12 protein-coding genes are annotated in these 23,551 nt (G+C 64.2%); 8 read left to right on the top strand and 4 right to left on the bottom strand.

The features are described from left to right. Nucleotides 1–35 precede the first annotated feature (35 nt). Together galA and CI805_RS18240 are read left to right on the top strand one after the other, a co-directional pair. A complete protein-coding gene (gene galA / locus CI805_RS18235) occupies nucleotides 36–2,492 on the top strand; it encodes a beta-galactosidase GalA (RefSeq protein WP_260928108.1) in 2,457 nt (818 codons plus the stop codon). Nucleotides 2,493–2,570: 78 nt separating this feature from the next. After that, nucleotides 2,571–4,898 carry a S9 family peptidase gene (locus CI805_RS18240; protein WP_260928109.1) on the top strand — a complete coding sequence of 776 codons (2,328 nt, stop codon included), beginning with the start codon at nucleotides 2,571–2,573 and terminating at the stop codon, nucleotides 4,896–4,898. A 132-nt stretch (nucleotides 4,899–5,030) separates the two neighbouring features. On the opposite strand, the gene CI805_RS18245 is transcribed toward CI805_RS18240, so the two are convergent. The 3 genes from CI805_RS18245 to CI805_RS18255 form a co-directional block, all read right to left on the bottom strand. Continuing rightward, nucleotides 5,031–7,784 carry a TonB-dependent receptor gene (locus CI805_RS18245; protein WP_260928110.1) on the bottom strand — a complete coding sequence of 918 codons (2,754 nt, stop codon included), beginning with the start codon at nucleotides 7,782–7,784 and terminating at the stop codon, nucleotides 5,031–5,033. 234 nt (nucleotides 7,785–8,018) lie between these two features. Continuing rightward, the gene (locus CI805_RS18250; protein ID WP_260928111.1) at nucleotides 8,019–10,802 is read right to left on the bottom strand and encodes a DUF5695 domain-containing protein; all 2,784 of its coding nucleotides are present in this window, start codon (nucleotides 10,800–10,802) and stop codon (nucleotides 8,019–8,021) included. Nucleotides 10,803–10,813: 11 nt separating this feature from the next. Then, nucleotides 10,814–13,180, bottom strand: coding sequence for a S9 family peptidase (locus CI805_RS18255; protein ID WP_260928112.1), 2,367 nt, complete (start codon nucleotides 13,178–13,180; stop codon nucleotides 10,814–10,816). Nucleotides 13,181–13,435: 255 nt separating this feature from the next. Here CI805_RS18255 and CI805_RS18260 point away from each other — a divergent pair, with 255 nt between their 5' ends. The 4 genes from CI805_RS18260 to CI805_RS18275 are packed head-to-tail and all read left to right on the top strand — an operon-like array spanning nucleotide 13,436 to nucleotide 20,278. Next, nucleotides 13,436–15,835: a glycoside hydrolase family 127 protein gene (locus tag CI805_RS18260; RefSeq protein ID WP_260928113.1), complete on the top strand. Its 2,400-nt coding sequence runs from the start codon at nucleotides 13,436–13,438 to the stop codon at nucleotides 15,833–15,835. Nucleotides 15,836–15,843: 8 nt separating this feature from the next. Continuing rightward, a complete protein-coding gene (locus tag CI805_RS18265; protein ID WP_260928114.1) occupies nucleotides 15,844–16,869 on the top strand; it encodes an Ldh family oxidoreductase in 1,026 nt (341 codons plus the stop codon). Then, nucleotides 16,866–18,659, top strand: coding sequence for a DUF885 domain-containing protein (locus CI805_RS18270; protein ID WP_260928115.1), 1,794 nt, complete (start codon nucleotides 16,866–16,868; stop codon nucleotides 18,657–18,659). The genes CI805_RS18265 and CI805_RS18270 overlap by 4 nt, the downstream gene beginning before the upstream one ends. Further along, nucleotides 18,656–20,278, top strand: a complete 1,623-nt coding sequence (locus tag CI805_RS18275) for a family 43 glycosylhydrolase (protein ID WP_260928116.1) — start codon at nucleotides 18,656–18,658, stop codon at nucleotides 20,276–20,278. The genes CI805_RS18270 and CI805_RS18275 overlap by 4 nt, the downstream gene beginning before the upstream one ends. A 21-nt stretch (nucleotides 20,279–20,299) precedes the next feature. On the opposite strand, the gene CI805_RS18280 is transcribed toward CI805_RS18275, so the two are convergent. Then, nucleotides 20,300–21,514: an NAD(P)/FAD-dependent oxidoreductase gene (locus CI805_RS18280; protein WP_260928117.1), complete on the bottom strand. Its 1,215-nt coding sequence runs from the start codon at nucleotides 21,512–21,514 to the stop codon at nucleotides 20,300–20,302. Between the two features lie 69 nt (nucleotides 21,515–21,583). Here CI805_RS18280 and CI805_RS18285 point away from each other — a divergent pair, with 69 nt between their 5' ends. After that, nucleotides 21,584–22,498, top strand: a complete 915-nt coding sequence (locus CI805_RS18285; protein WP_260928118.1) for a dihydrodipicolinate synthase family protein — start codon at nucleotides 21,584–21,586, stop codon at nucleotides 22,496–22,498. 16 nt (nucleotides 22,499–22,514) lie between these two features. Further along, nucleotides 22,515–23,513: a 4-hydroxyproline epimerase gene (locus CI805_RS18290; RefSeq protein ID WP_260928119.1), complete on the top strand. Its 999-nt coding sequence runs from the start codon at nucleotides 22,515–22,517 to the stop codon at nucleotides 23,511–23,513. The last annotated feature ends 38 nt before the right edge of the window (nucleotides 23,514–23,551 follow it).

Raw genomic sequence — 23,551 nt, forward strand, 5'->3', positions numbered from 1 at the left:
TTTGATTCAACAAATCGCCTGGAGAGGCCCTGCCGATGACCGTCGTTTCCCGTCGTACTGTGCTGGGCTCCACCGGGGCTGCCGGATTGGCCGCCCTCGCCCCCGGCGCCATGGCCCGCGCTGCTGCAGTGGGCAAACCTGACACCGGACCACGCGAAGTCACAGCGCTCGGCGACTGGCGCTTTCACCTCGGCCACGCTTCCGACCCGGCGAAGGACTTCAGCTTCGGTGCCAGCCATGACACCTACGGCAAGTCCGGCGATGTCGGCACGCCCGTCGCCAATGCGGATTTCGATGCGAGCGGCTGGCAAGCCGTGCGCCTGCCGCACGACTGGGCTGTCGACCTGCCTTTCGAGCAGTTCGGTCCTGCGGGCTCTGACGCAGACAAGACCGGCGCCTATCAGGGCTTCAAGCCGCTGGGCCGTCTGTGGCCCGCAACCAGCGTGGGCTGGTATCGCTGCGAGATCCCGATTGCCGCCGGCGATGCCGGTCGCCGCATCGCGCTGGAATTCGATGGCGTCTCGCGGAACTGCATCGTCATTCTCAACGGCTTTATCGTCGGCACCAACGAAAGCGCCTATGCGCCGTTCCGCCTCGACGTGACCGACTTCGCCCGCCCCGGCGAGACCAACGTGCTGGTCATCCGCTGCGACGTGAGCCTTGGCGAGGCATGGTCCTACGAAGGCGCGGGGCTCTACCGCGCAGTGCGGCTGGTGAAGACCGCGCCTGCCCATGTCCGCCAGTGGGGCGCCCGCGTGCGCAGCGACATTCAGGGCACCGCAGCGCGGCTCACCCTCGATACCGAGATCGACAACCAGGGCGAGGCGCGCACTATCCGCCTGCGCTCACGCGCGCTGGCGCCTGATGGAACAGTCGCCGCAAAGGTTCTGTCCGAACCTGTCGAGCTCGCCGCATGGAGCAGCCGGACCGTCAGCCAGACCGCCGCGATCGCCGAGGCGAAGCTGTGGGATCTCGACACCCCGCATCTCTACACGCTGGTGTCGGACATTCTCGATGGCGATGCGCTGCTCGACCGCGACACCTGCCGCTTCGGCCTGCGCACGATCCACTTCGATGCCGACAAGGGCTTCTTCCTCAACGGACGCTCCGTCAAGATCAAGGGCACCTGCAACCATCAGGACCATGCGGGCGTCGGCTTTGCCGTGCCGGACAGCCTGCACCGCTGGCGGCTGGAAAAGCTGCGTGAGATGGGCGCCAACGCCTATCGCTCCACGCACCACTCGCCATCGCCCGTGATCCTCGACGCCTGCGATGAGATGGGCATTCTGGTGATGGACGAAACGCGCCAGATGTCGAGCAATGCCGAGGGCATGAGCCAGCTGGAACGCGTCATCCGGCAGGGACGCAATCACCCTTGCGTGTTCATCTGGAGCATCGGCAACGAGGAGATCCATCGCGGCACCGCCACCGGCCTGCGCATTGCCACCACGATGAAGCGCCGCGTCTACGAACTCGACGGCACCCGCCCCGTTACCGAGGCGTTCAACGGCAAGTTCGGCGAAGGCGCCTCCCCCGTGCTCGACGTGATGGGCTGCAACTACTTCCTCGACGCCATCGATCCTTATCACGCCACCCATCCCGACAAGCCGATGATCGGCACCGAAACCGGCAGCACGGTGATGGCACGCGGCGTCTATGCGCGCGACGACAAGGCCGGCCTCGTTCCAGCCTACGACAGCGAATACCCGCGCTGGGCCACCACCGCCGAGCACTGGTGGACGTTCTACAATGCACGCCCGTTTCTGGCGGGCGGGTTCGTGTGGACGGGCTTCGACTATCGCGGCGAGCCCACGCCTTATGAGCGCTGGCCCGAGAACAGCAGCAACTTCGGCCAGATGGACTTATGCGGCTTCCCCAAGGACAACTACTGGTATTACCGCGCCTGGTGGAGCGGCAAGCCGGTGCTGCACCTGTTCCCGCACTGGAACTGGAGCGGGCGCGAAGGGCAGAATGTCGCCGTCTGGGTTCACGCCAATTGCGAGGAAGTCGAACTGCTGTGCAACGGGCGCAGCCTCGGTCGCAAGCGCGTGGAGCATGGCCGCCACCTCGAATGGCAGGTCGCCTATGTGCCCGGCCATATCGAGGCGCGCGGCTTCAGCGGCGGCAGGCAGGTCATGGTCCAGCGTCGCGAGACCACCGGCGCCCCGGCCCGCGTCGCCCTCACCTGCGACCGCAAGGCGCTGGCGGCGGGCGACGTCGGCCTCGTGCGCGCGGCGATCCTCGATGCCAAGGGACGCGAAGTGCCCGATGCCAGCAACCGCGTGCATTTCACGCTGGAGGGCGACCTCGCGCTGCTGGGCGTCGGCAACGGCGACCCGCGCTGTCTGGAGCCCGACCATGCCGATATGCGCAGTGCCTTCAACGGCCTGTGCGCGGCCGTGGTGCAGGCAGGGCCGGGAAGCGGTCCGCTGCGTATTCGAGCCACGGCTGAGGGACTGACAGGCGGCGCACTGGCTTTTGTACGGGACTGAGTACTGCGCAAGGGTTGCGCGCCCGGTCATTTGGTATACGGTATTTTTCATCTTTCCCGTAGCCATCCGATCGGACCCATGACCCTTCGCATCCCGCTTCTCGCCACCGGCGCCGTGCTCGCCATGGCCGCCGCCTCGCTGACCCAACCCGTGCTGGCACAAAGCACCAACGATGCCACCGGGCGCGCCGCCATCGAGCGCTCGGTCCACTTGCGCGAAAGCTGGGAATACCTGACGCGCGAGGTGGCGTGGCCCGCGCACTGGAGCCCGGACGGTACGCACTTCTCCTATCGCAAGACCGTCGCGGGCGGCTTCGCGTTCGAAACGGTGGACGTGGCGACCCTCGCCAAGACGCCCGCCTTCGATCACGCCCGCCTTGCCGCAGCCCTCGGCAAGGCGCTGGGCGAAACGATCGCCCCACTGCGCCTGCCGTTCGAGGCGTTCGACTATGATGGCGCGAATGCGATCACGTTCGAGGTCAACGAAACCGCCTACCGCTGCGACCTTGCCGACTACACCTGCGCCAAGCTGACATGGCCCGGTCGCCCGCGCGGGTTCGACGTGGTGCGCGATCTTTCGGTCCCGGCGGACAACCACCCTCGCCTCTCGCCCGACGGCAAGTGGGAAGCCTTCGTGCAGGGCGACAATCTCGTCGTGCGCGCGACAGGCTCATCCGAATTGACGACGCTCAGCACCGACGGTTCGCCCGGCAATTTCTACGATCCCGAAACCATCGCCTGGTCGCCCGACAGCCGCCACCTGATGATCTATCGCGTGCGTCCCGGCTATGCACGCCATGTCCTGCGTGTGCTCTCCTCGCCCGACGACCAGCGCCAGCCCGAACTGCGCAGCCAGCTCTATCCCAAGCCCGGCGATGCCGTCGATCAGGAACAGCCGGTGCTATTCGATGTAACCGCGAAGAAGCAGACCGACATCGACCCGGGGCTGTTCCCCAATCCCTATCAGCTCTCCGCCCCGCGCTGGCGCAGCGACGGCAAGAGCGCCGAGTTCGACTATGTGAAGCGCGGCTTCCAGCAGGCGAAAGTCATCGCCGTCGATGGCGAAACCGGCGCGGCCCACGCTGCCGTGACCGAGGATGCGAAAACCTTCGTCTATGCCGACCGCCGCTTCGTCCACGATGTGAACGGGCTCGGCAAGGAACTGATCTGGGCCTCCGAGCGCGATGGCTGGAACCACCTCTACCTGATCGACGGCGCCACCGGGAAAGTGAAGACCCGCATCACCACCGGCAACTGGGTGGTGCGCGACGTCGTGCATATCGATGATGCCAAGCGCCAGATCTGGTTCGCGGCAAGCGGCATGAACGCGGGCGAAGACCCGTATTTCAAGCACTATTATCGCATCGACTTCGACGGCTCGCACCTTGTGGAACTGACCTCTGCCAAGGCGGATCATACGGTCAGCTTCTCACCCGACATGCGGTATTTCGTCGACAACTATTCGCGCGTCGATCTGCCCAACGTGTCCGAGCTTCACGATGCCGCCACCGGCAAGCTGATCGCCACGATCACCAAGGGCGATGCCAGCGCGCTCTACGCTGCCGGGTTCAAGGCGCCGCAGGTCTTCGTTGCCAAGGGCCGCGACGGCAAGACCGACATATGGGGCCTCGCCATCTATCCGCGCGACTATGACCCGGCGAAGAAGTATCCGGTGATCGAGAACATCTACGCCGGGCCGCACGACAGCTTCGTGCCCAAGGACTTCTGGCCGTTCGGCTATCATTCGGGCGGCGACAAGGTGATCGGCATGCAGGAGCAGGCCGACCTTGGCTTCATCGTCGTGCAGATCGACGGCATGGGCACGGCCAACCGCTCCAAGGCGTTTCAGGACGTGGCATGGAAGAACCTCGCGGACTCCGGCTTCCCCGATCGCATCCTCTGGCACAAGGCCATGGCCAAGGCGAACCCGGCCTACGACATCAGCCGCGTGGGCATCTACGGCGCCTCCGCAGGCGGGCAGAGCACGCTCAACGCGCTCCTGTTCCATGGCGATTTCTACAAGGTCGGCGTCGCCTATGCCGGGTGCTATGACAACCGCATGGACAAGATCAGCTGGAACGAGCAGTGGCTCGGCTGGCCGGTCGATGCCAGCTATTCGGCGGCCTCGGGCGTCGACAACGCCTGGCGCCTGACCGGCAAGCTGCTGATGATCTTCGGTGAGCAGGACAGCAACGTCGATCCGTCCTCGTCACTGCAAGTGGTGAATGCGCTGATCAAGGCGAACAAGGACTTCGAACTGCTCGATGTGCCCGGCGCCGAGCACTCGGTGGGCCGCTCGACCGGCCCGATCGACTATGTCGCGCGGCGCCAGTTCACCTTCTTCCTGCGCAATCTGGCAGGCGAGGCGACGCCCAACTTCAATACCGAGGTCGCGCCGGGGCACTGATCCCGGCAATACCCTTCCACACGGCAGGCAAAAAAGAAGGCCGCGAACACGGGGGTGTTCGCGGCCTTTTCAGTCGGGTTGGCCGACACGCAGCGGGAGGGAGGATGCTGCGCGCCGGCCGGTCGGAAAGGGTCAGAAGCGGAAGCGCGCACCCAACTGGATGGTGCGGGCCTGATAGCGGATGCCGTAAGGCACCAGGCGATCCTTGCCCCACCACATGCGCGCATTGTTTTTGAGCAGGTTCGTCGCCTCCAGCGAGAAGGTGATGAACTTGAACGGCGTATAGTTGAGCGCCGCGTCCAGGCGCGATGTCGCATCCATGTAAGGCGAGTATTCGGGATAGTCGGCCTGAACCGCCGTGCGATAGCGCGAGCGGTAGTTGTAGGCGACGCGGCCCGAGAACACCGGCGTATCGTAGAGCAGCGCCAGGTTGTAGGTGTACTTCGACATGCCGATGGCGTTATTGTCCGAGCCATCCGGGTAATCGATGTTACCCTTGATCAGGTAGGTAGCGTTCGCCGAGACACCGAAGTGCGAGAGCATGCCCGGCAGGAAGTCGAAGAACGTCTGGCCGCTGGCCTCGATCCCTTCGAACGTGCCGCCGCCTGCGTTGCGGTTGGTCCAGACTTCGCCACTCGTCCCCAGTTCAGGGATATATTCGGTGGCGACACTATAATAAATGTAGCCCTTGGGCTTTTTCAGGTAACCGGCCAGCGTGAGCGCGCCCCCCTTGCCGAAATAGTATTCCAGCGACGCATCGTAGCTCTTTTCGGTATAGGCCTTCAGATCAGGATTGCCCGCATAGACGGTGTCATTGGCTGACTGCACGATCCGGAACGGGCTGAGCGCATAGAAATCCACGCGCTGCACGTTCTGCGTATAAGCCAGGCGCAATTGCAGCTTGGGCGTAAAGTGGGCGATAGCCGTGACGCTGGGCAGAACGTCAACGAAGTTGCCGCTACCGCTGGCCGTTGAGATCGTTTGGTTCCAGCTGTCGTCATAGCTGTAGGAGGCGCTGCTGGAATAACCCCAGGTATTGATGACACGGGCACCAAAATTGCCGTCCACCGGAATCGAACCCAGCTTGAAGCCATAGTCCATCATCGCATAGACGGCGAAGGTCTGCTCACGGGACTTGTAGCCAGAACCGAGGTCAAGGCTTGGCGTCGAGGTCGTCCAGTCGCCGGTTGTTGCATTGGTCTGCAACCACTGATGGATCGAATCAAGGTTCTTCCAGAGATCCGAGGCGCTGTAGTGATACCAGGTTGGTGCCCCCGAGTAATCTGGAGTCGTGGTCGTAACGCCGATGCCCAGCCAGTCCTGATCGAGCGTGGTATCGCTGTCAGGGTAGCTGTCACGATAACCATAGCGGTACTGGAGCAGGCGGTTGGTATAGCGGGCACCCATCTTGAACGTCTTGAAGAAGCCGTCGCTGACATCCTGGGTCAGGTCCACCTGGCTGGTGAACTGCTGGCTCGTCGAAACGCTGCGTTCTTCGTGGAAGTTGTAAAGATAGTACTGGCTCGGGTCGCTCATATCGACGCCATTGAAGGTCATGTAGGGCCCCCCGCCGGGCACCAAATCGGAATTGAAATCGATCGTTGCACTGTCGATCGAATTGAATCGGTACTCGGTGAGCAAGCCATAATAAAGAGAGCGGGAGTGTTGGTAACCCGCCGAAAAATCGATGTGTGTATGGTCGTTATGCCAGTGCGTCTCGAAATTGCCGCTCCAGGTGTCGGTGTTGGTCTTGCCGGCATAGGACTGCGGGCCGCCAGCGATCGAACTTGTCGATGTCGCCGGTGTCACCGTTACCGTATCCACCGTCTGGGTGTCGGCGCCATTATCGATGTAACTGACGTCGGAGAGGTCGTAGTTTCCGTTACGGATCGTAAGATGCAGGCGGTCACGCCCGGACATCTCATGGCTGCTGATGTAATTGCCTTCCAGCACGAAATTCAGCTGATCGCTCGGTGCCCACTGCCACACGGCGTTTAGGGACTTGCGCGTGTTGCGCCCGGTTTCAGTGCCATAGTTCGCTGCATAGGGCGCGATTGTCGTAGCAGCCGTTGCCGAAGGCAGACTGGCCAGATCGGTGCCGTTGAAGACGCCCGGCGTCTCGCTCTCGATGAAGGTTTCATCGTAATTGTTCTTGGTGAACGAGCCGTTGAGCAGGAGGCCCATTTCGCCGATGCCGGTGTCGAAACGGTCAGCGACCAGCAGGCTGGCATAGGGGCTCTTTGTGTTGCCGATGCTGGAGAACACGTTGCGGAAGCTGCCCGCAACCGTCAGGCCCTTGTCCATGTCCAGCGGACGGCGGAACTCGACGTTGACGGTGCCGGCGATACCGCCCTCGATCTGGTCGGGCGAGCGGGTCTTGTAAACCTCTACCGCCTTGAGCAGTTCGGAAGGAATGTCCGCCAGATTGAACGAGCGATCAGTGCCGGTGTTGGCTTCCTGGCCGTTGATCGTCGTCGAGATGTCTGTCATGCCGCGGATGGTGACGCTGGCGCCCTCACCGTGCTGGCGATCGATCTGGACCCCGGTAACGCGTGCCAGTGCTTCAGGAACGTTGTTGTCGGGCAGCTTGCCCACGTCTTCCGCGACAATAGCGTCAAGAATCTGTGCGGCATTGCGCTTCTTGGCAGCCGCGCTGGTAAGACTGCCGCGGACGCCAGTCACGAGAATTTCGTTGGCGTTCTCGGTCGTCAGGTTCTTGGCGACTTCCGCCTTGCACTGCGCGGTAATGGCCGAGCGATCGACGGTTTTGCCTGCCTTGACCACGGCGGCCTGCATGGCCGCCTTGCATTCGTCCAGCGTGAAGACCGGCGCTGCTGCAGGCGAATCAGCGGCAAAGGCCGGTGCTGCGCCAAGGCCGATAACCATGGCCGCGAGACTCGATGAAATCGTTAGATAATGTCTTGTCATGCCCATCCCCGTTTCCCCGAAGGGTCCTTGCCGCACAAAGGACACATACCGGAAAAGAAAAGGATCGTATACTGGATTTTGTATGAGTTATTCCACGAGCCGGCGGATGTGGCATTATTGATACAAAAATGGCTCCGACGACGAAACTTCTGTCACCGGAGCCATGAAAATTCGGCAACTATGCCTATCTCGTCAATTTGGAGACAGCACTACCCTGGTAACGGAAGCGCCAAGGGGGAGTGCCCATCCCCCGCGCTGCGCCGTCCCACTTGACGGACTATAGGCCTTGCCGCCCGTAACAGTCTGCTCAACTCGGAACAGCGCGCTGGGGGTATCGGCATCTGCGGCGTCAAGCGTCAGCGTTACGGCGCCTGTCGTGCTGTCGTAATCCGCGCTTCTGATCTTGCCGGCATCGAGCGTGATCCACAGGCCAGCCGGGGCCACGAACAGGCGGCTGCGTGCGCCGTCGTGTGGTTCGATGTGGATCACCTTGCCCTGCTGCGAGACGATGCCGCCAAAGCCGAGCCAGCCAAAGCGCGGATCGTCCACCAGATAGGTCGCCGCCGCGTAGGCGTGGCCATAGTAGCCCATGCCGTAGTCGCCGGTATAGGCATCCCACTTCATCATGTCCGGCCAGGAATGGAAGGCGGCCGAACCGAAGCCCTGCTGATCGATGTTGGTGATGCCGCCCATGAACCCGCCATAGGCCGCGCGCAGCAGGTGCAGGTCTGTCGGCTTGGCACGATAGGCCTCGAACAGCGGTACGGCGTTCAGCGCCGAGCCGTAGTGGTGGATCTGCCGCTCGATCCGCGCGACCTTGCCGCCGTACAGGAAGTCCCAATAACGGCGGGCATTGCCGTTGTAGCCCCAGCTCGGGATCGTCGGATCGTAGGCGAGGATCACGTCGCGGGTCTCGTCGGCCTGCGGGATATGATCGAAGTAGCGCATCCACGCATAGACTTCGGGCTGGCCGGTGGAATCCCAGGCCATTTCCGAGCCGAAGGGATACTTTTCCTTGGCCCACTGGTCGGCGCGCTCCTTCATGAGGCGCTCCATGTTGGCGGCCTCCTCGGTCATGCCCTCGCGCTTGAGATCGTCGAGGATCGAGACGAAGACATTGCCTTCCATCAGGCCGAACTGCGCATAGTACGGCGCATCGCGCATCATCGCCGTGGTGGTGATATAGGCGTGCTCCAGATACCAGTGCCAGTCGTGCGCGGTGACGAGCCCGGTATGATCGCGCGCCAGACGGTAGAGCACCCAGTGCCCGATCGCGACATGCGGATAGTTGTAGGCGCGGCCTAGGTCGCCCGCGTCCTTCTTCGACCACGAGGTCCACGAGCGCCAGTCGGTGTCCTTGTCGTAATAGTCGGGCAGTTCCTTGGGATCGTAGTAGAAGATGCTCTTCTTCACCGCACCGGCATGCGGACCGTCGGGCACCTGCAAAACGCCTTCGACGGTCTTGTCGACGAGCGTTTCCAGCTTCTTCACTTCCACCGGATCGGGATTGTCGAGCTGCTTCATCATTGCCGCGACCCAGCTGCCCGCCCCGCCCTCGTCGCTCATGCCGGAGATCCAGACGCGCGGCTCCTGCGTGACGATGGCTTTCTTCTCGCGGTCATAGGTGAGGATGGCAGGCGTGCGGTGGAACGGATCGCCCGCGCCTTCGAACCACTGCTGCGTCGTGGTGAAGTGGCCGAGATCGGCATTCACCTGCTCCAGCGGCTTGGTGACGAAATAGCTGACCGTCTGCACCTCGCCATCATCATACGTGACGTTGAGGCGCGCCTGCCCCCACGTCTTGCCGGTGATCTCATAACGGTTCCAGCCCTTGACGCCTTTACCCTCGGTGGCTTGCAAGGCGCCTTCGGGGAAACTGTCGATGGACTTCACCTTGCGCGCGGCATCGAGGAACAGCGTGGCCGGAAGATCCTTGGGCACGACATATCCGGGCACGCCGATGGCAACCGGGCGATGGTTGGCCCGAAGCGTATCCTCGATCGCCTCGATGCCGGGGGATTCGACGAAGCGCACCCCGACCGTGCGGCTCTCGCCCGGCTTCAGGGTCATGCTGGTCGGCGTGTTCCACTGCTGCCCGGCGTTCTTCCATTCCTTCTCGGCAAAGCCCTTCGAGGCGACGGTCCAGTCATAGAAGCCTTCGAAGGTCTGGCCGCGCTGCGTCCTGTCCGTGAAGATGTTGTCGTCCTGACGCGGCATCTGGATCGGGCGATAGGCCTCCAGCGGCGTGCCCTTCTCGGGGATCACCAGCAGCGCCGGTCCCTTGCCGTTGAGGCGCGTCACCTGAAGGTAGCCTGCATCGCGCCCGATATAGGGATCGACGAAGCTCGCCTCGGCGTGAGCCTGATCGAGTGTACGGTCGTTGATGATATTGTCGAACACCATCGGCATGCCGAGCCCGCCGATCTCGACCGCCTGTGCCGAGGTATTGGTCAGCACGAAGCGCAAGGCCAGACCGTTCGCCGTGCGCAGCCATTCGCGATGGACGCTGAGCGGGATCGTCGCACCGGCCGTGCCGGAAGTCATCGAGGGTGTCACATCATAGGCTGCGATCACCTCGCCCTTCGCGGGCAGCGACGCGATCTGGCGGCGCTTGTGCGACGAGGAGAAGTCCTGCCATTCGCCACCGGGCACGCGCAGGCGCAGGTTGATATCGCCCAACTGGACATAGCCGTCGTACTGGCGCTCGGCATTACGCCCCGACGGCGTGAAGTCGAACCCCGGATCGCTTTGCGGCGAGAGTTTGGCGAGCGTGCCGGTATCGGCGCGTAGTGCGATCGCGAAAGGCCCGGCGCTGTACGGCGCAGTGCGGATCGGCGGATAGACCGGCTTGGGACGCTCGGCAGGCTCCTGCGCAGGGGCGGGATCGACCGGCAGTGTCAGCGTCGTCATCGCCACCGAGGCGAGCAGCAGCGCGGCCAGAGCAGACTTGCGCGAAGGGCGGAAGGAATGTCGCATGGGATAAGGGCTCACTTGTCGTCGGAGGCCGCAGCGCTATCGAGTTCGAGAGGCTGGGCAGGCGGCATGTCGCCGATGAGGTACTGGGTGAAGTAATCGCGGAACTTGCGCCAGAAGAACGGCTGATAGACCGCGTGGGTGGTATTGGGCAGGATCACCATATCGACATTGCGCCCCGCCTTCAGCAGCGCGTTGGCCAGATGGAAGCTTTCGGTGACAGGCACGTTGTCATCGATGTCGCCGTGGATCAGCAGCAGGTGGCCCTTGAGATTCCTGGCCACCGACATGTTGGAGTTGGCCTCCCACTGCGCGTCGGTGGCAAGGCCCATCGAGACTTCCGGCCACCACGCCTTGTCGAGCCGCAGATCGTGATTGCCGGAGGAGGCAACCGAGACCTTGAAGAAATCGGGCCGCCGCAGGATGAAGCGCGCCGCGTCATAACCGCCTGCGGAACCGCCGTAGACGCCCACCCGGTCCAGATCCATGCAGCCGCACGCCTGCGCCATCTGGCGGATCATCCCGATGTGATCGTCAAGCCCCACTTCGCCAAGGTTCTGGTAGGCGGGAAGACGGAAGGCCTGCCCGCGCCGCGATGTCCCCATGCCATCGATCTGGACGACGATCGCGCCCAGTTGCGCGACGCTCTCCACGCTCATCATGTTCGCCATGGCCCACGTCGTGGGCACGTCCGTCGTCGTCGGGCCGGTGTAGACGTTGTCGATCACCGGATAGCGCTTGTGCGGATCGAAGTTCGCCGGGCGATAGATCATCCCGTAGAGCGGCGTCTTGCCATCGGCGGCGACACCCTTGAACGGCTCAGGCGGCGTGAAGCCGGTCGCCATCAGCGCCGACACATCGGCCTTGCCCAGTTCGGCGAGGATCTTGCCATCGCGGGTGGAGCGGACCACCGTGCGCGGCGGCGCGGTGGGGCTGGACATCACATCGATGAACCATTCGCCGTTGTCCGATACCGTCACCTCGTGGTCGAGCGGCTCGGGCGTCAGCAGGACCGGCGCCTTGTTGCCCGTCGCGAGGCGATAGAACTGCATCCAGTAGGGATTGCGATCCTTTTCGCGCCCGACACCCGACAGCAGGATGGTCCTGCCATCGTCCGACACGCGATCGACGCTCGTCACTTCCCATTGCCCGGTGGTCAGTGCGGTGCCGCCGGTCGGCTTGTCCGGGCGGACGAGATAGAGCTGCGCCCACCCGCTACGCTCGGAGATATCCAGTTCGCCGTGAAGCTGCGGGGTGGGCATGATCATGCTGGAGGTCACGGTGACGATCGGCTTCACCGCCTCGACCGCGACTTCGCGCGCGGCGCCATTGGCGGGATCGACGTGGTAGACCACGAGCTTGCCATAGCCGCGCTGGGTCCACTGCACCCGACCGCTGCCGTCCGGGTTCCAGCCCATGTCGAGGTCGGCGGGGTAGAGAATCTGCTCGGTCGGCACCTGTACCGGCACCACATGCGCCGCGCCGTCCTTCAGCGCGGCAGCGACGTCGATCACCAGGCGATCTGCCCTGGGCAGCACCTTGGCGCCCGCGAGCGGATAGATGTAGCTGAAGCTGCGCGGGTAGAGGCTGCCCTGCACGTTCTCCTGCGTCATCGTCAGGCGCTGGACGCCGCGCGTGTCGAGCCGCCAGGTCATGATCTTCGTGCCGTCCGGCGACCAGCGCACCGAGACCGGCATCGTCGGCTCCTCGGTGCCCTGCTTCAGAATATCCGGCAGCATCGCAATACCGCGACCGTAGGGCTGTTCACGCGTGCCGTCCGTCGTCAGCGGCACTTCACGCCCGCTGGCGACATCGATCGCCACCAGATTATAGTTCCGCGCGACCACCCGGAAGCGTCCGTTCGGCGACATCGAGCCTTCGGGCGCAGGCACATCAGCAGACATGGGCAGCGCGGTCAGCTTGCCGCCGCGTTCGAGCTGCCATTTGCGGTCCACTGCCGTGAAAGTCAGCGCGCCGGAAGTGCCGTCAAATGCGGCATCGGACAAGTCCAGCGCTTCGCCGGGTACGGGATGGCCGATGACGTGCGAAACCTGCTCTGCCAGTGCGGCTTCGGAGATCAGGACAGTGCTCTGACCGGACTTCAGGTCCAACCGCTCGACTTGCCGCTGTCCGGCAGGTCCCTTGCGGTAGATCACCGAGGAACCGTCGGTCGTAAACCTCGCACGCATGTTGGCGTCGGAGACCAGCGCCTTCATCTTGGCGCTCATGTACCAGTCCGCCAGCGCATAGCGTCCTGCAACGGTGGAAGGGGCGCTGCCCGCCAGTGCAGGAGACGCGAAGACCAGCATGGCAACACCGCCCGCCGCTCCGGTCAGGATTCGCTTCCTCCGAGCCCCCTTGATGTGTGTGCACGCCAGCATGTCCGATCCCCTTTCGGAGCAGCATTAGAGCAGCCGGAACCTCGCTGGTCAAATATATTATACAGTATAATGTACGACAAGATATTGAGCGCCGTGCGCAAATGCGGCACCCGAGCCACGCATCCAGCATTCCTGCGGATGGGCCGCGATGCAACCGCAGGTTCTCGTTCGCCGCGAAAAAACACCGGCCCACAGCGTTGACGCCCGAGAGATTTACGCTAGGATCGTATACCGTATCTATTTCTGGAGACGGTCATGCTTTCCACCAGTCGCAGGCAGCTGCTCGGCGGAGCCGCCACGATGGCGCTGCTTATTCATGCGGGCGATGCCTTCGCACTTGAGGCTCTTTCGCGCCTGCCCGCCAAGGCCGAGCCGCTTCCGCTCGATGCCGTGCGCTTGCGCCCCTCGCCCTTCGCGACGGCGGTGGAAACCAACCTCAAATACTTGCTCTCGCTGGAGCCGGACCGCCTGCTGCACAACTACCGTACCAATGCCGGGCTGGAAGCCAAGGGCAAGGTCTATGGCGGTTGGGAAAGCGACACCATCGCCGGGCATTCGCTGGGTCACTATTTGTCTGCGCTGGCACTGACGCACGCGCAGACGGGCGACGCGGAGTGCCGCACCCGCGTCGCCTACATCATCTCCGAACTGGCCGAGTGCCAGAAGGCCGAAGGCGATGGCTACGTCGCGGGCTTCACGCGCAAGCGCAAGGACGGCACCGTCGTCGACGGCAAGGAGATCTTCCCGGAGATCATGGCCGGAGACATCCGTTCGGGCGGGTTCGATCTCAACGGTTGCTGGGTGCCCTATTACAACTGGCACAAGCTGTTCAACGGCCTGTTCGACGCGCAGACCTACTGCGGGTTCGACACCGTGATGCCGATCGCCATCGGTCTGGCGGGCTATATCGACAAGGTCTTCGCCGCGCTGAACGACGAGCAGGTCGAAAAGATGCTCTCGTGCGAATACGGCGGCCTGAACGAGAGCATTGCGGAGCTTTACGCGCGCACCAACGATGCCCGCTGGCTGAAGCTGGCGAACCGCATCTACGATCACCGCGTGCTCGATCCGTTGAAAGCGCAGGAAGACAAGCTGGCGAACTTCCACGCCAACACGCAGATCCCCAAGATCATCGGCCTTGCGCGCCTCAACGAGGTTTCCGGCACGCCCGCCGATGCCGTCGCCGCGCGGTTCTTCTGGGAGACGGTGACAGGGCATCACAGCTATGTCATCGGCGGCAATGCCGATCGCGAATACTTCAGCGAACCCGACACGATCAGCCACCACATCACCGAACAGACCTGCGAGCACTGCAACAGCTACAACATGCTGAAGCTGACGCGGCACCTGTTCCAGTGGCGCCCGGAAGCCTCGCTGTTCGACTATTACGAGCGCACGCACCTCAACCATATCCTGGCGCAGCAGCACCCGGACTGGGGCGGCTTCACCTACATGACCCCGCTGATGACAGGCGCCCCGCGCGGCTATTCGCAACCCGGAGAGGAAGCGTTCTGGTGCTGCGTCGGCTCAGGCATGGAAAGCCACGCCAAGCACGGCGATTCCATCTTCTGGCAGGGCACCGCGCCCACAGGTCCGATGCTGATGGTCAATCTCTACATCCCCGCGCAGGCGCACTGGGCACAGCGCGGCGCCGATGTCGTGCTCGACACCCGCTATCCGTTCGAGGGGCGCAGCACGATCAGGCTGGTCAACCTCGCCAAACCAGGACGTTTCGCAATTGCCCTGCGCGTGCCCGCCTATGCCAACGGCAAGGCTGCGGTCAGCGTCAACGGCACGATCTATCCGGTCACGGTGACGACAGGCTATGCGATCCTCGACCGCGTGTGGAAGCAGGGCGACGAGATCGCCATCGACCTGCCGCTCGACCTGCGCCTCGAAGCGACGCCGGGCGATGACCGCACGGTCGCCGTCCTGCGCGGCCCGCTGGTGCTGGCAGGCGATCTGGGCGACGTCGGGCCGGACGCGGCACCCTACAGCGGCGTCGAGCCCGCGCTGGTCGGGACCGATCCGGTCGCCGGGTTCAATGCCACCTCGCCGCAGTGGGCAGTCTACGACACGCAAGGCGTGATCCGTCCCGGCAACTTGCGCTTCGTGCCGTTCTACAGCCAGTACGACCGGCGCAGCGCGGTCTACTTCAAGCGCTTCACCGAAGCCGAATGGAAGACCGAGGAAGCAGGATTCCTCGCCGAACAGGCGCGTCTTCGCGATGTTGCCGCCCGTTCGGTCGACGTCATGCATCTGGGCGAAATGCAGGCCGAGCGCGATCACAATCTGACCTCGGATATCTCTTATCCCGTCACCTATCGCGGTCGTAACGGGCGCGATGCGCGCAGCGGCGGCTTCTTCGAATTCACGATGAAGACCCGCGAGGCCCCGCTGGTGCTCGAAGCCACCTATTGGGGCGAGGAGCGCAACCGCACGTTCGACATTCTGCTCGATGGCGTGAAGCTCGCCACCGAAACGCTGAAGGGCGACAAGGGCGGCACCTTCTTCACCGTCGACTATCCGATCCCGGCGGCGATGGTGAAGGGCAAGTCCTCGGTGAAGGTGAAGTTCGTGCCGCATGACGGCCAGAGCGCCGGGCCGGTGTTCGGCGTGGTGCTGTTCACGGCCAAGCCCGGACAGGCGGTATGACAGAGGTCATGACGACGCCTGCCACCGTGCGGATGTCGCTCGACGAGGTGCGGGCGCTGGCGCTGCGGGTGCTCTTAGCCGTCGGTCTGGCGCCCGACCACGCCGCCGCTGTCGCCCAGACGATGGTCGCGGGCGAGCGAGACGGCTGCACCTCGCACGGGCTCTACCGCCTGCTGGTGGCGGCGCGCAGCGTCGCGATGGGCATCGCCGTGCCGGATGCCGTGCCGCTGGTCGAGGAACCGGCGACTGCACTGGTGCGCGTGGACGGACGGGGCGGCTTTGCCCAACTGCCGTTCGAGACGGGCCGCACCCTGCTGGTCCACAAGGCGAAGCGCTGCGGCATCGCCGCGATGGCGCTGACCAACGTGGTCCACTTCGCCGCGCTGTGGCCCGAAGTCGAAGCGCTGGCCGAGGAAGGCCTCGCCGTGCTGGCGATGACCCCCAGCCATGCCTGGGTCGCGCCCGAAGGCGGCACCAAGCCGGTGTTCGGCACCAATCCCATCGCCTTTGGCTGGCCGCGCCCCGGCAAGGCGCCGTTCGTCTTCGACCTTGCCACCAGCGCCATCGCGCGCGGCGATATCGAACTGCACCGCCGCGCGGGCAAGCCGGTGCCCGATCACTGGGGCTATGACGCGGACGGCAACGTCACCACCGATGCCGCCGCCGTTCTGGAAGGCGCCATGCGCACGTTCGGCGGGCACAAGGGCTCGGCACTTTCGGCCATGGTCGAACTGCTGGGCGGCCCGCTGATCGGCGACATGACCAGCCTGGAATCGCTCGCGCTCGACAACGGGCGCAAGGGCTCTCCCATCGGCGGCGAACTGATCATCGCCATCGATCCGCAAGGCTTCATGGGCGAACTGATGGCAGACCGTTTCGCGGCGGCAGAAGCCATGTTCGCCGCCATCGAGGGACAGGGCGCCCGCCTCCCCTCCTCGCGCCGCCACGCAGCGCGGGCGCGCAGCCTGGCCGAAGGGGTGGATATCCCGCAGGCCCTTCTCGACGACATTCAAGCCCTTCTGGAGCAGGCATGACCTTTACACCCGCCTCGACTTTCGCTCTCGCCATGGCTCTTGCCGCGACACTCTCGATCGGAGCCCCCGCCATCGCCGCCCCTGCCCACAAGACGACCGCCGCGAAGGCCCAGACCGCCGATCAGCGCTTCGAAGCGCTCTACACATCGGAATATGCCTGGCGCCAGACGATGAGCGCGCCCGATGAGGACACGCCCGGCGCCAAGCTCCAGCTGCCCGACGTGGGGCCAAAGGCACAGGCCGAGAAGCTCGCCCGCTGGACCGATACCGAGCGCCAGCTCGCCGCGATCGATCCCAAGACGCTCAGCCGCGCGAACCAGCTGAACTACCTCGTGTACAAGCAGCAGATCGGCGTATTGCTGGAAGCGCAGAAGTATCGCGAGTTCGAAAAGCCGCTGACCTCGGACACCAGCTTCTGGAGCGACCTCAGCTACACCGTCAACGGCAGCTTCAAGACCGAGCAGCAGTATACCGACTATCTGGAGATGATGCGCGAGATCCCGCGCTATTTCGACCAGAACATCGCCAACATGCGTGCAGGCCTGAAGCGCGGGTTCACCATGCCGCAGATCACCCTGCAGGGCCGCGATGTGGGCGTGCAGCAGGTGATCGACGCCAGCGATCCGCAGAAGAACATGTTCTTCGCGCCCTTCGCCAAGATGCCCGCGACGATTCCGGCGGAAAAGCAGGCCGCGCTGCGCGCAGAAGCCGCGAAGATCATCGCCGAGCAGGTGATCCCCGCCCACGTCAGGCTGCGTGACTTCCTGCGCAACGAGTATATCCCCGGTGCCCGCAAGACGCTGGCCGCCTACGACATGCCCGACGGCAAGGCCTACTACCGCTCGAAGATCCGCGAGTTCGTGACGCTCGACATGAGCCCGGAGCAGATCCACCAGATCGGCCTCGACGAAGTTGCCAAGATCCACGCGCAGATGCTCGATGTGATGAAGGAGACCGGGTTCAAGGGCGATCTTCCCGCCTTCCTGCACTTCCTGCGCACCGATCCGCAGTTCTATCCCAAGACGCCGCAGGACCTGCTGAACCGCGCCGCGTGGATCGCCAAGAGCTTCGACGGCGTGGCCAGCCAGTACTTCGGGCGCCTGCCGCGCAGCCGCTTCGCGATCAAGCCGGTGCCGGACGATCTTGCGCCGTTCTACACCGGCGGGCGCGGTGGTCCCGGCATCTATCTGGTCAACACCTACAACCTGCCCTCGCGCCCCTATTACCAGATGGTTGCACTGACCCTGCACGAGAGCGCGCCGGGCCATGCCTTCCAGATGCCGCTGGCGGCGGAGAACACCGACCTGCCGCAGTTCCGGCGCGACCTGTACATCTCGGCCTATGGCGAAGGCTGGGCGCTCTATTGCGAGCACCTCGGCATCGAGATGGGCATGTACAAGGACCCCTACGACCGGTTCGGCATGCTCTCGTACCAGATGTGGCGCGCGGCGCGTCTCGTCGTCGATACCGGCATCCATACGCAGGGCTGGACGCGCGAGCAGGCGCAGCAGTACCTCACCGAGAACACCGCGCTTTCGAGCCACGAGATCGAGACCGAGGTGGACCGCTACATCGCCTGGCCGGGGCAGGCGCTCAGCTACTACATGGGCCAGCTGGCCTTCGAGCATGAGCGCGCACGCGCCGAAAAAGCGCTGGGCGAGAAGTTCAATATCCGCGCCTGGCACGATGCGATGCTCCAGCTCGGCTCGGTCCCGCTCGAAGTCCTGACCGCCCGCACCGACGAGTTCATCGCCGATGGGGGCAAGGGCCCCTACCCGGACGAGGAATGAGCGTGATCGCCCGCCGGAACACCACCAGTAGGCCTCTCCTCGCGCTCGCCACACTGTTGGCAGGCGCGGGGCTGACAGGCACGGGGTTGGCGCCCCTCCACGCGGATACGCCATCAGGCATTCCGATCCACGCCCCCGGCAACCCGATCATGGCCGATGGTGACTATTACTCGGCCGATCCGGCACCGGTAGTGGTCGATGACAAGCTGTGGATTCTCGCCGGGCGCGATCAGGCCCCGGCGGGCGTCAACGACTTCATCATGAACGAGTGGCAACTGCTCGCCACCAGCGATCCGGCGAGCGGCGACTGGGTGCACTATCCGCGCATCGCCACCCCGCACGACGTGTTCAAGTGGGCCGCGCCAGACCGTGCCTATGCCGGACAGATCATCAAGGGCACGAACGGAAAGCTCTATCTCTACGCCCCGGTGATCGAGGCGAATTCCGACGCGAAGGACCAGTTCGCGATCGGCGTCGCGGTGGCGGACAGCCCGACCGGCCCGTGGAAGGATGCCCATCCTTCCGGTCCGATCATCTCGCAGCGCGTGCCGGTGGCGAATGCAATCCAGAACATCGATCCGACCCCGTTCGTCGATGACGATGGCCGGGTCTATATCTACTGGGGCACCTTCGGGCAGCTTCGCGGGATGGAGCTGGACAAGGACATGGTGACGCCCAAGGGACCGGAAGTCGAAGTTCCGACCGGTCATTCCGGGCTCACCGGTTTCTTCGAGGCGCCGTGGCTGATGAAGCGGCATGGCACGTATTACATGCTCTATGCCGCGAACAATGCAGGTCCAACCTCGCCCTGCACGCCTGCGGTCTACCATGCCTGCATCGCCTACGGCACCGCGCCTTCACCGATGGGACCGTGGACCTATCGCGGCATCGCTCTGGGGCCGGTTTCCTCGACCACCTCCCATCCCGGCGCGGTCGAGTTCAAGGGTAAGTGGTATCTCGTCTACCACACCGCCGATGCGAAGGGCGGCGATCACTTCCGCCGCTCGGTCGCGATCGACGAGATGCACTTCGACGACAGCGTGACGCCTGCCCGGATCGAGACCGTGATCCCGACACGCCGCCCCGGCCCGCCGCCGAGCCCTACGCGCAATATCGCGGGCGCAGCGGTCGCCACCGCCTCGAACAGTCCGGTCCCGTTGCAGTACTGGATCAAGGCGCTGAACGACGGGATCGTGCGTGACAACCCTCTGCCGCCGGATATGTGGGGCAGCTGGTCCCCGCACAACCCAAAGACGCAGTGGCTCGAATATCGCTGGGCCAAGCCGGTGACGGTCAACGGCGCCCGGATGCGTTTCTTCGCCGATCATCCCGCAGGCTCGGGCGAAGGCGTGGCCCCGCCTGCCGCATGGCAGTTGTTCTATTGGCAGAAGGGCGCATGGAAACCGATCCTGACGCCTAGGCAATATCCGACCGGCGTGGATGGGTTCGATGGCGTGGCCTTCCCGGCTGTCACCACGCGCTGCCTGCGCGCAGTGCTCACGGCATCGGGCGATGGCAAGAGCAACGCTGCGTTCGGTGTGCAGGAATGGGAAGTGCTGAGCCCGAAAGCCGCTCTCCCGACACCTGCCCCCAAGGATATGCCCGCCGCCTGCGATTGAGCGGCGGGCACAGCGAAACCATCAGAAGCGCGAAAGATCGAAGGGCGCGAGGGGAACGGCACTCTCGCGCCCGGTCGCCAGATCGGCGACGATCCGCGCCGTGATCGGTGCCAGCGTCAGACCCAGATGCTGGTGGCCGAAGGCATAGACAAGGTTGTCCGCCTTCGCTGACCGCCCGATGGCAGGCAGATAGTCCGGCAGCGTCGGACGCGCGCCCATCCAGCGCCGGAAAGGCCCGTTGATCGGAAGCCCCAAAGCCGCGACGTGCCGTTCGAGCCGCTCCCACTTGCGCGGGTCGGCAGGGGCGTTCTCTCTCGCGAACTCGACAAAGCTCGCCGCCTGCACGCAGGAACGATAGCGCGTGACGATCATGTTGCAGTCCTCGTAGACGACCGGTGGCATATCGGCGGGCCAGTTCTGCGCACTCGCGCGAACATGATAGCCGCGTTCGGCAATGATCGGCACCTTATGGCCGAGACCGCGCAGCAGGACGCCCGAACCGACCCCGCCTGCCACCAGCACAAGGTCTGCCGGTTCCCCGTTCACCAGCACAGCGCCCTGCTTTTTCGAAAGTTCGGCCCGAGCGATGTCTATCGCGCCGCCCGTCGCGATCAGCTTCTCCTCCAGCAGGCGGCGCAGATCATCAAGGTCCGCCACACTCCCGCTGCCCTCGAAGCGCACCGCGCCCTTCGTCCCCGGCGCGAGCATGGCGAGCCGCCCGATCTCTTCCGGCAGGGCATCCATCACATGGGCCGACCCCGTATCTGCCGCATGCCATCCCGCCTTGCCCGCGTCCGCCCGAACCTTGTCCTGCCAGCTGACGAAGTGACCGGTTTCCCGCAGCAGATCGGGATCGCCCAGCTTCTGTGCCAGATCGCGCCATGCCGGCATGGCCGCCGTCATCAAGGGGCGCAGCGCCGCCGTCCCGGCACGAAACCGCGAGCTGCGAGCGGCCATCATGAAGCGCGCCGCGAAAGGCAGCCATGTCGCAATTTCGCGCGGCGGCATGGCCAGCGGACCGCCTGCCATAAACAGCCGCCCCGGAAACGAGCGCAGCGATTCAGGCGAGGCCAGCGGCTCCACCTGCTCGACCGCAATATGCCCGGCATTTCCCCAGGATGCGGCGCCGCGCGTCGCATCGGCTTCCATAACTTTAACCCGAAAGCCCTCCTGCGCCAGCGCCAAGGCGCTAGAAAGGCCAACGATTCCGCCACCGATGACGATTGCAGTTTTCATGAGAGTCCCCTTGTCAGAGCACTTCTAATATCGTATACGGTATAAGTATCAAGCATAAGGCTGGAGTTCATGACGGTAAATTGGAAGGGCGTATTCCCCGCAGTGACCACGCAGCTGCGTGAGGATCTCTCGATTGATCTCGCGGCAACGCAAGGCATGGTGGACAATCTCATCAAGGACGGCATCCACGGCGTGATCGCGCTGGGCACCGTGGGTGAGAACAACTCGATCGAAATGGACGACAAGGTCAAGGTCCTGACCGCCATCGTCGAAGCTGCCGACAAGCGCGTACCGGTTGTCACCGGCGTTTCCGAGTACGATTGCAACCGCGCTGTTGCCTATGCTCAGGCCGCCGAAAAGGCAGGCGCAGACGGTCTCATGCTGCTGCCGCCGATGGTCTACGTGCCCAAGGCGAAGGAACTGGTGCACCACTTCCGCACCGTGGCCGCTTCGGTCGGCCTGCCGATCATGCTTTACAACAACCCGCCTGCCTATCGCACGGTGATCGACGCGGAAGTGCTCTCGCAGCTCGTCGACGTGCCGAATATCGTCGCGGTCAAGGAATCGGCGCCGGATACCCGTCGCTTCACCGACTTCCGCAACGAATTCGGCGATCGCTTCACGCTGATGGCGGGTCTGGACGATGTGGCGCTCGAAGGCCTGTTCCTGGGCGCCGTGGGCTGGGTCTCGGGCCTCACCAACGCCTTCCCGCGCGAATCGGTGGAGCTTTACGAAGCCTTCGCACGCGGCGACGTGGCAACGGCCATGGCGATCTACCGCTGGTTCATGCCGCTGCTCCACCTCGATGCCGAGCACGATCTGGTGCAGTCGATCAAGCTGGCCGAGCAGGTCATGGGCCGTGGTTCGGAGCGCGTGCTTCCGCCGCGCCTGCCGCTGGAAGGCGCACGCCGCGCCGAAGTGATCGCGATGGTCGAGCAGGCCGCCGCGACCCGTCCTGTCCTGCCCGTTCGCGAACCGGCCTGATCGAGGAATAATGCGGATGCGCCACACTTTCTTCTGCATCGACGGTCACACTGCCGGCAACCCGGTCCGCCTGGTTGCAGGAGGCGCGCCGCTGCTGAAGGGCGCGACCATGTCGGAGCGCAGGCAGGACTTCCTGTCGCGCTTCGACTGGATCCGCACCGGCCTGTGCTTCGAGCCGCGCGGACATGACATGATGTCGGGCGGGTTTCTTTACCCGCCCACCCGTGACGACTGCGATCTGGGCATCCTGTTTATCGAGACATCGGGCTGTCTGCCCATGTGCGGGCACGGGACGATCGGCCTGATCACCTTCGGGCTGGAGCACGGGCTTATCCAGCCTGCGACACCCGGCCGCGTCCGCGCCGAAGTGCCCGCAGGTGTGATCGACCTTGCCTATACGAGCGAAGGCAACAAGGTCACGTCGGTCCGCATCCGCAACGTGCCTGCCTACCTCGCGAAGACCGGCATCGAGATCGACGTGCCCGGCTTCGGGCCGCTGACCGTCGATGTTTCCTACGGCGGCAACTATTACGCCATCGTCGAGCCGCAGGGCAGCTACACCGGCCTCGATGACCTTGGCGCGGCGCGCATCCTCGCGCTGAGCCCGCTGGTCCGCGAAGCCGTCCGCGCGGTCTACGAGCCGGTCCATCCGCTCGACGAGACAATTCGCGGGGTCAGCCATGTGCTGTGGGCCGATGCACCTTCTGCCGAAGACGCACACGGCCGCAATGCCGTTTTCTACGGCGACAAGGCGATCGACCGCAGCCCTTGCGGCACCGGCACCTCGGCGCGCATGGCACACCTCCACGGCACCGGACGACTCGGCGTGGGCGACACTTTTGTCCACGAAAGCTTCATCCGCAGCCGCTTCATCGGGCGCGTGGAAGAGGAAACCACCCTTGGCGACATGCCTGCAATCGTCCCGTCTGTGGAAGGTTCGGCGTTCTCGACAGGCTTCAACACCATTTGGATTGATCGCGACGAGCCTTTCTGGAAGGGATTTCAGGTTACGTGACACGGCGCCTTCCCGAGACAGCAAAACTGGCGGAGGGT

This window comes from Novosphingobium sp. 9, from assembly GCF_025340265.1.
Taxonomy (GTDB): Bacteria; Pseudomonadota; Alphaproteobacteria; order Sphingomonadales; family Sphingomonadaceae; genus Novosphingobium.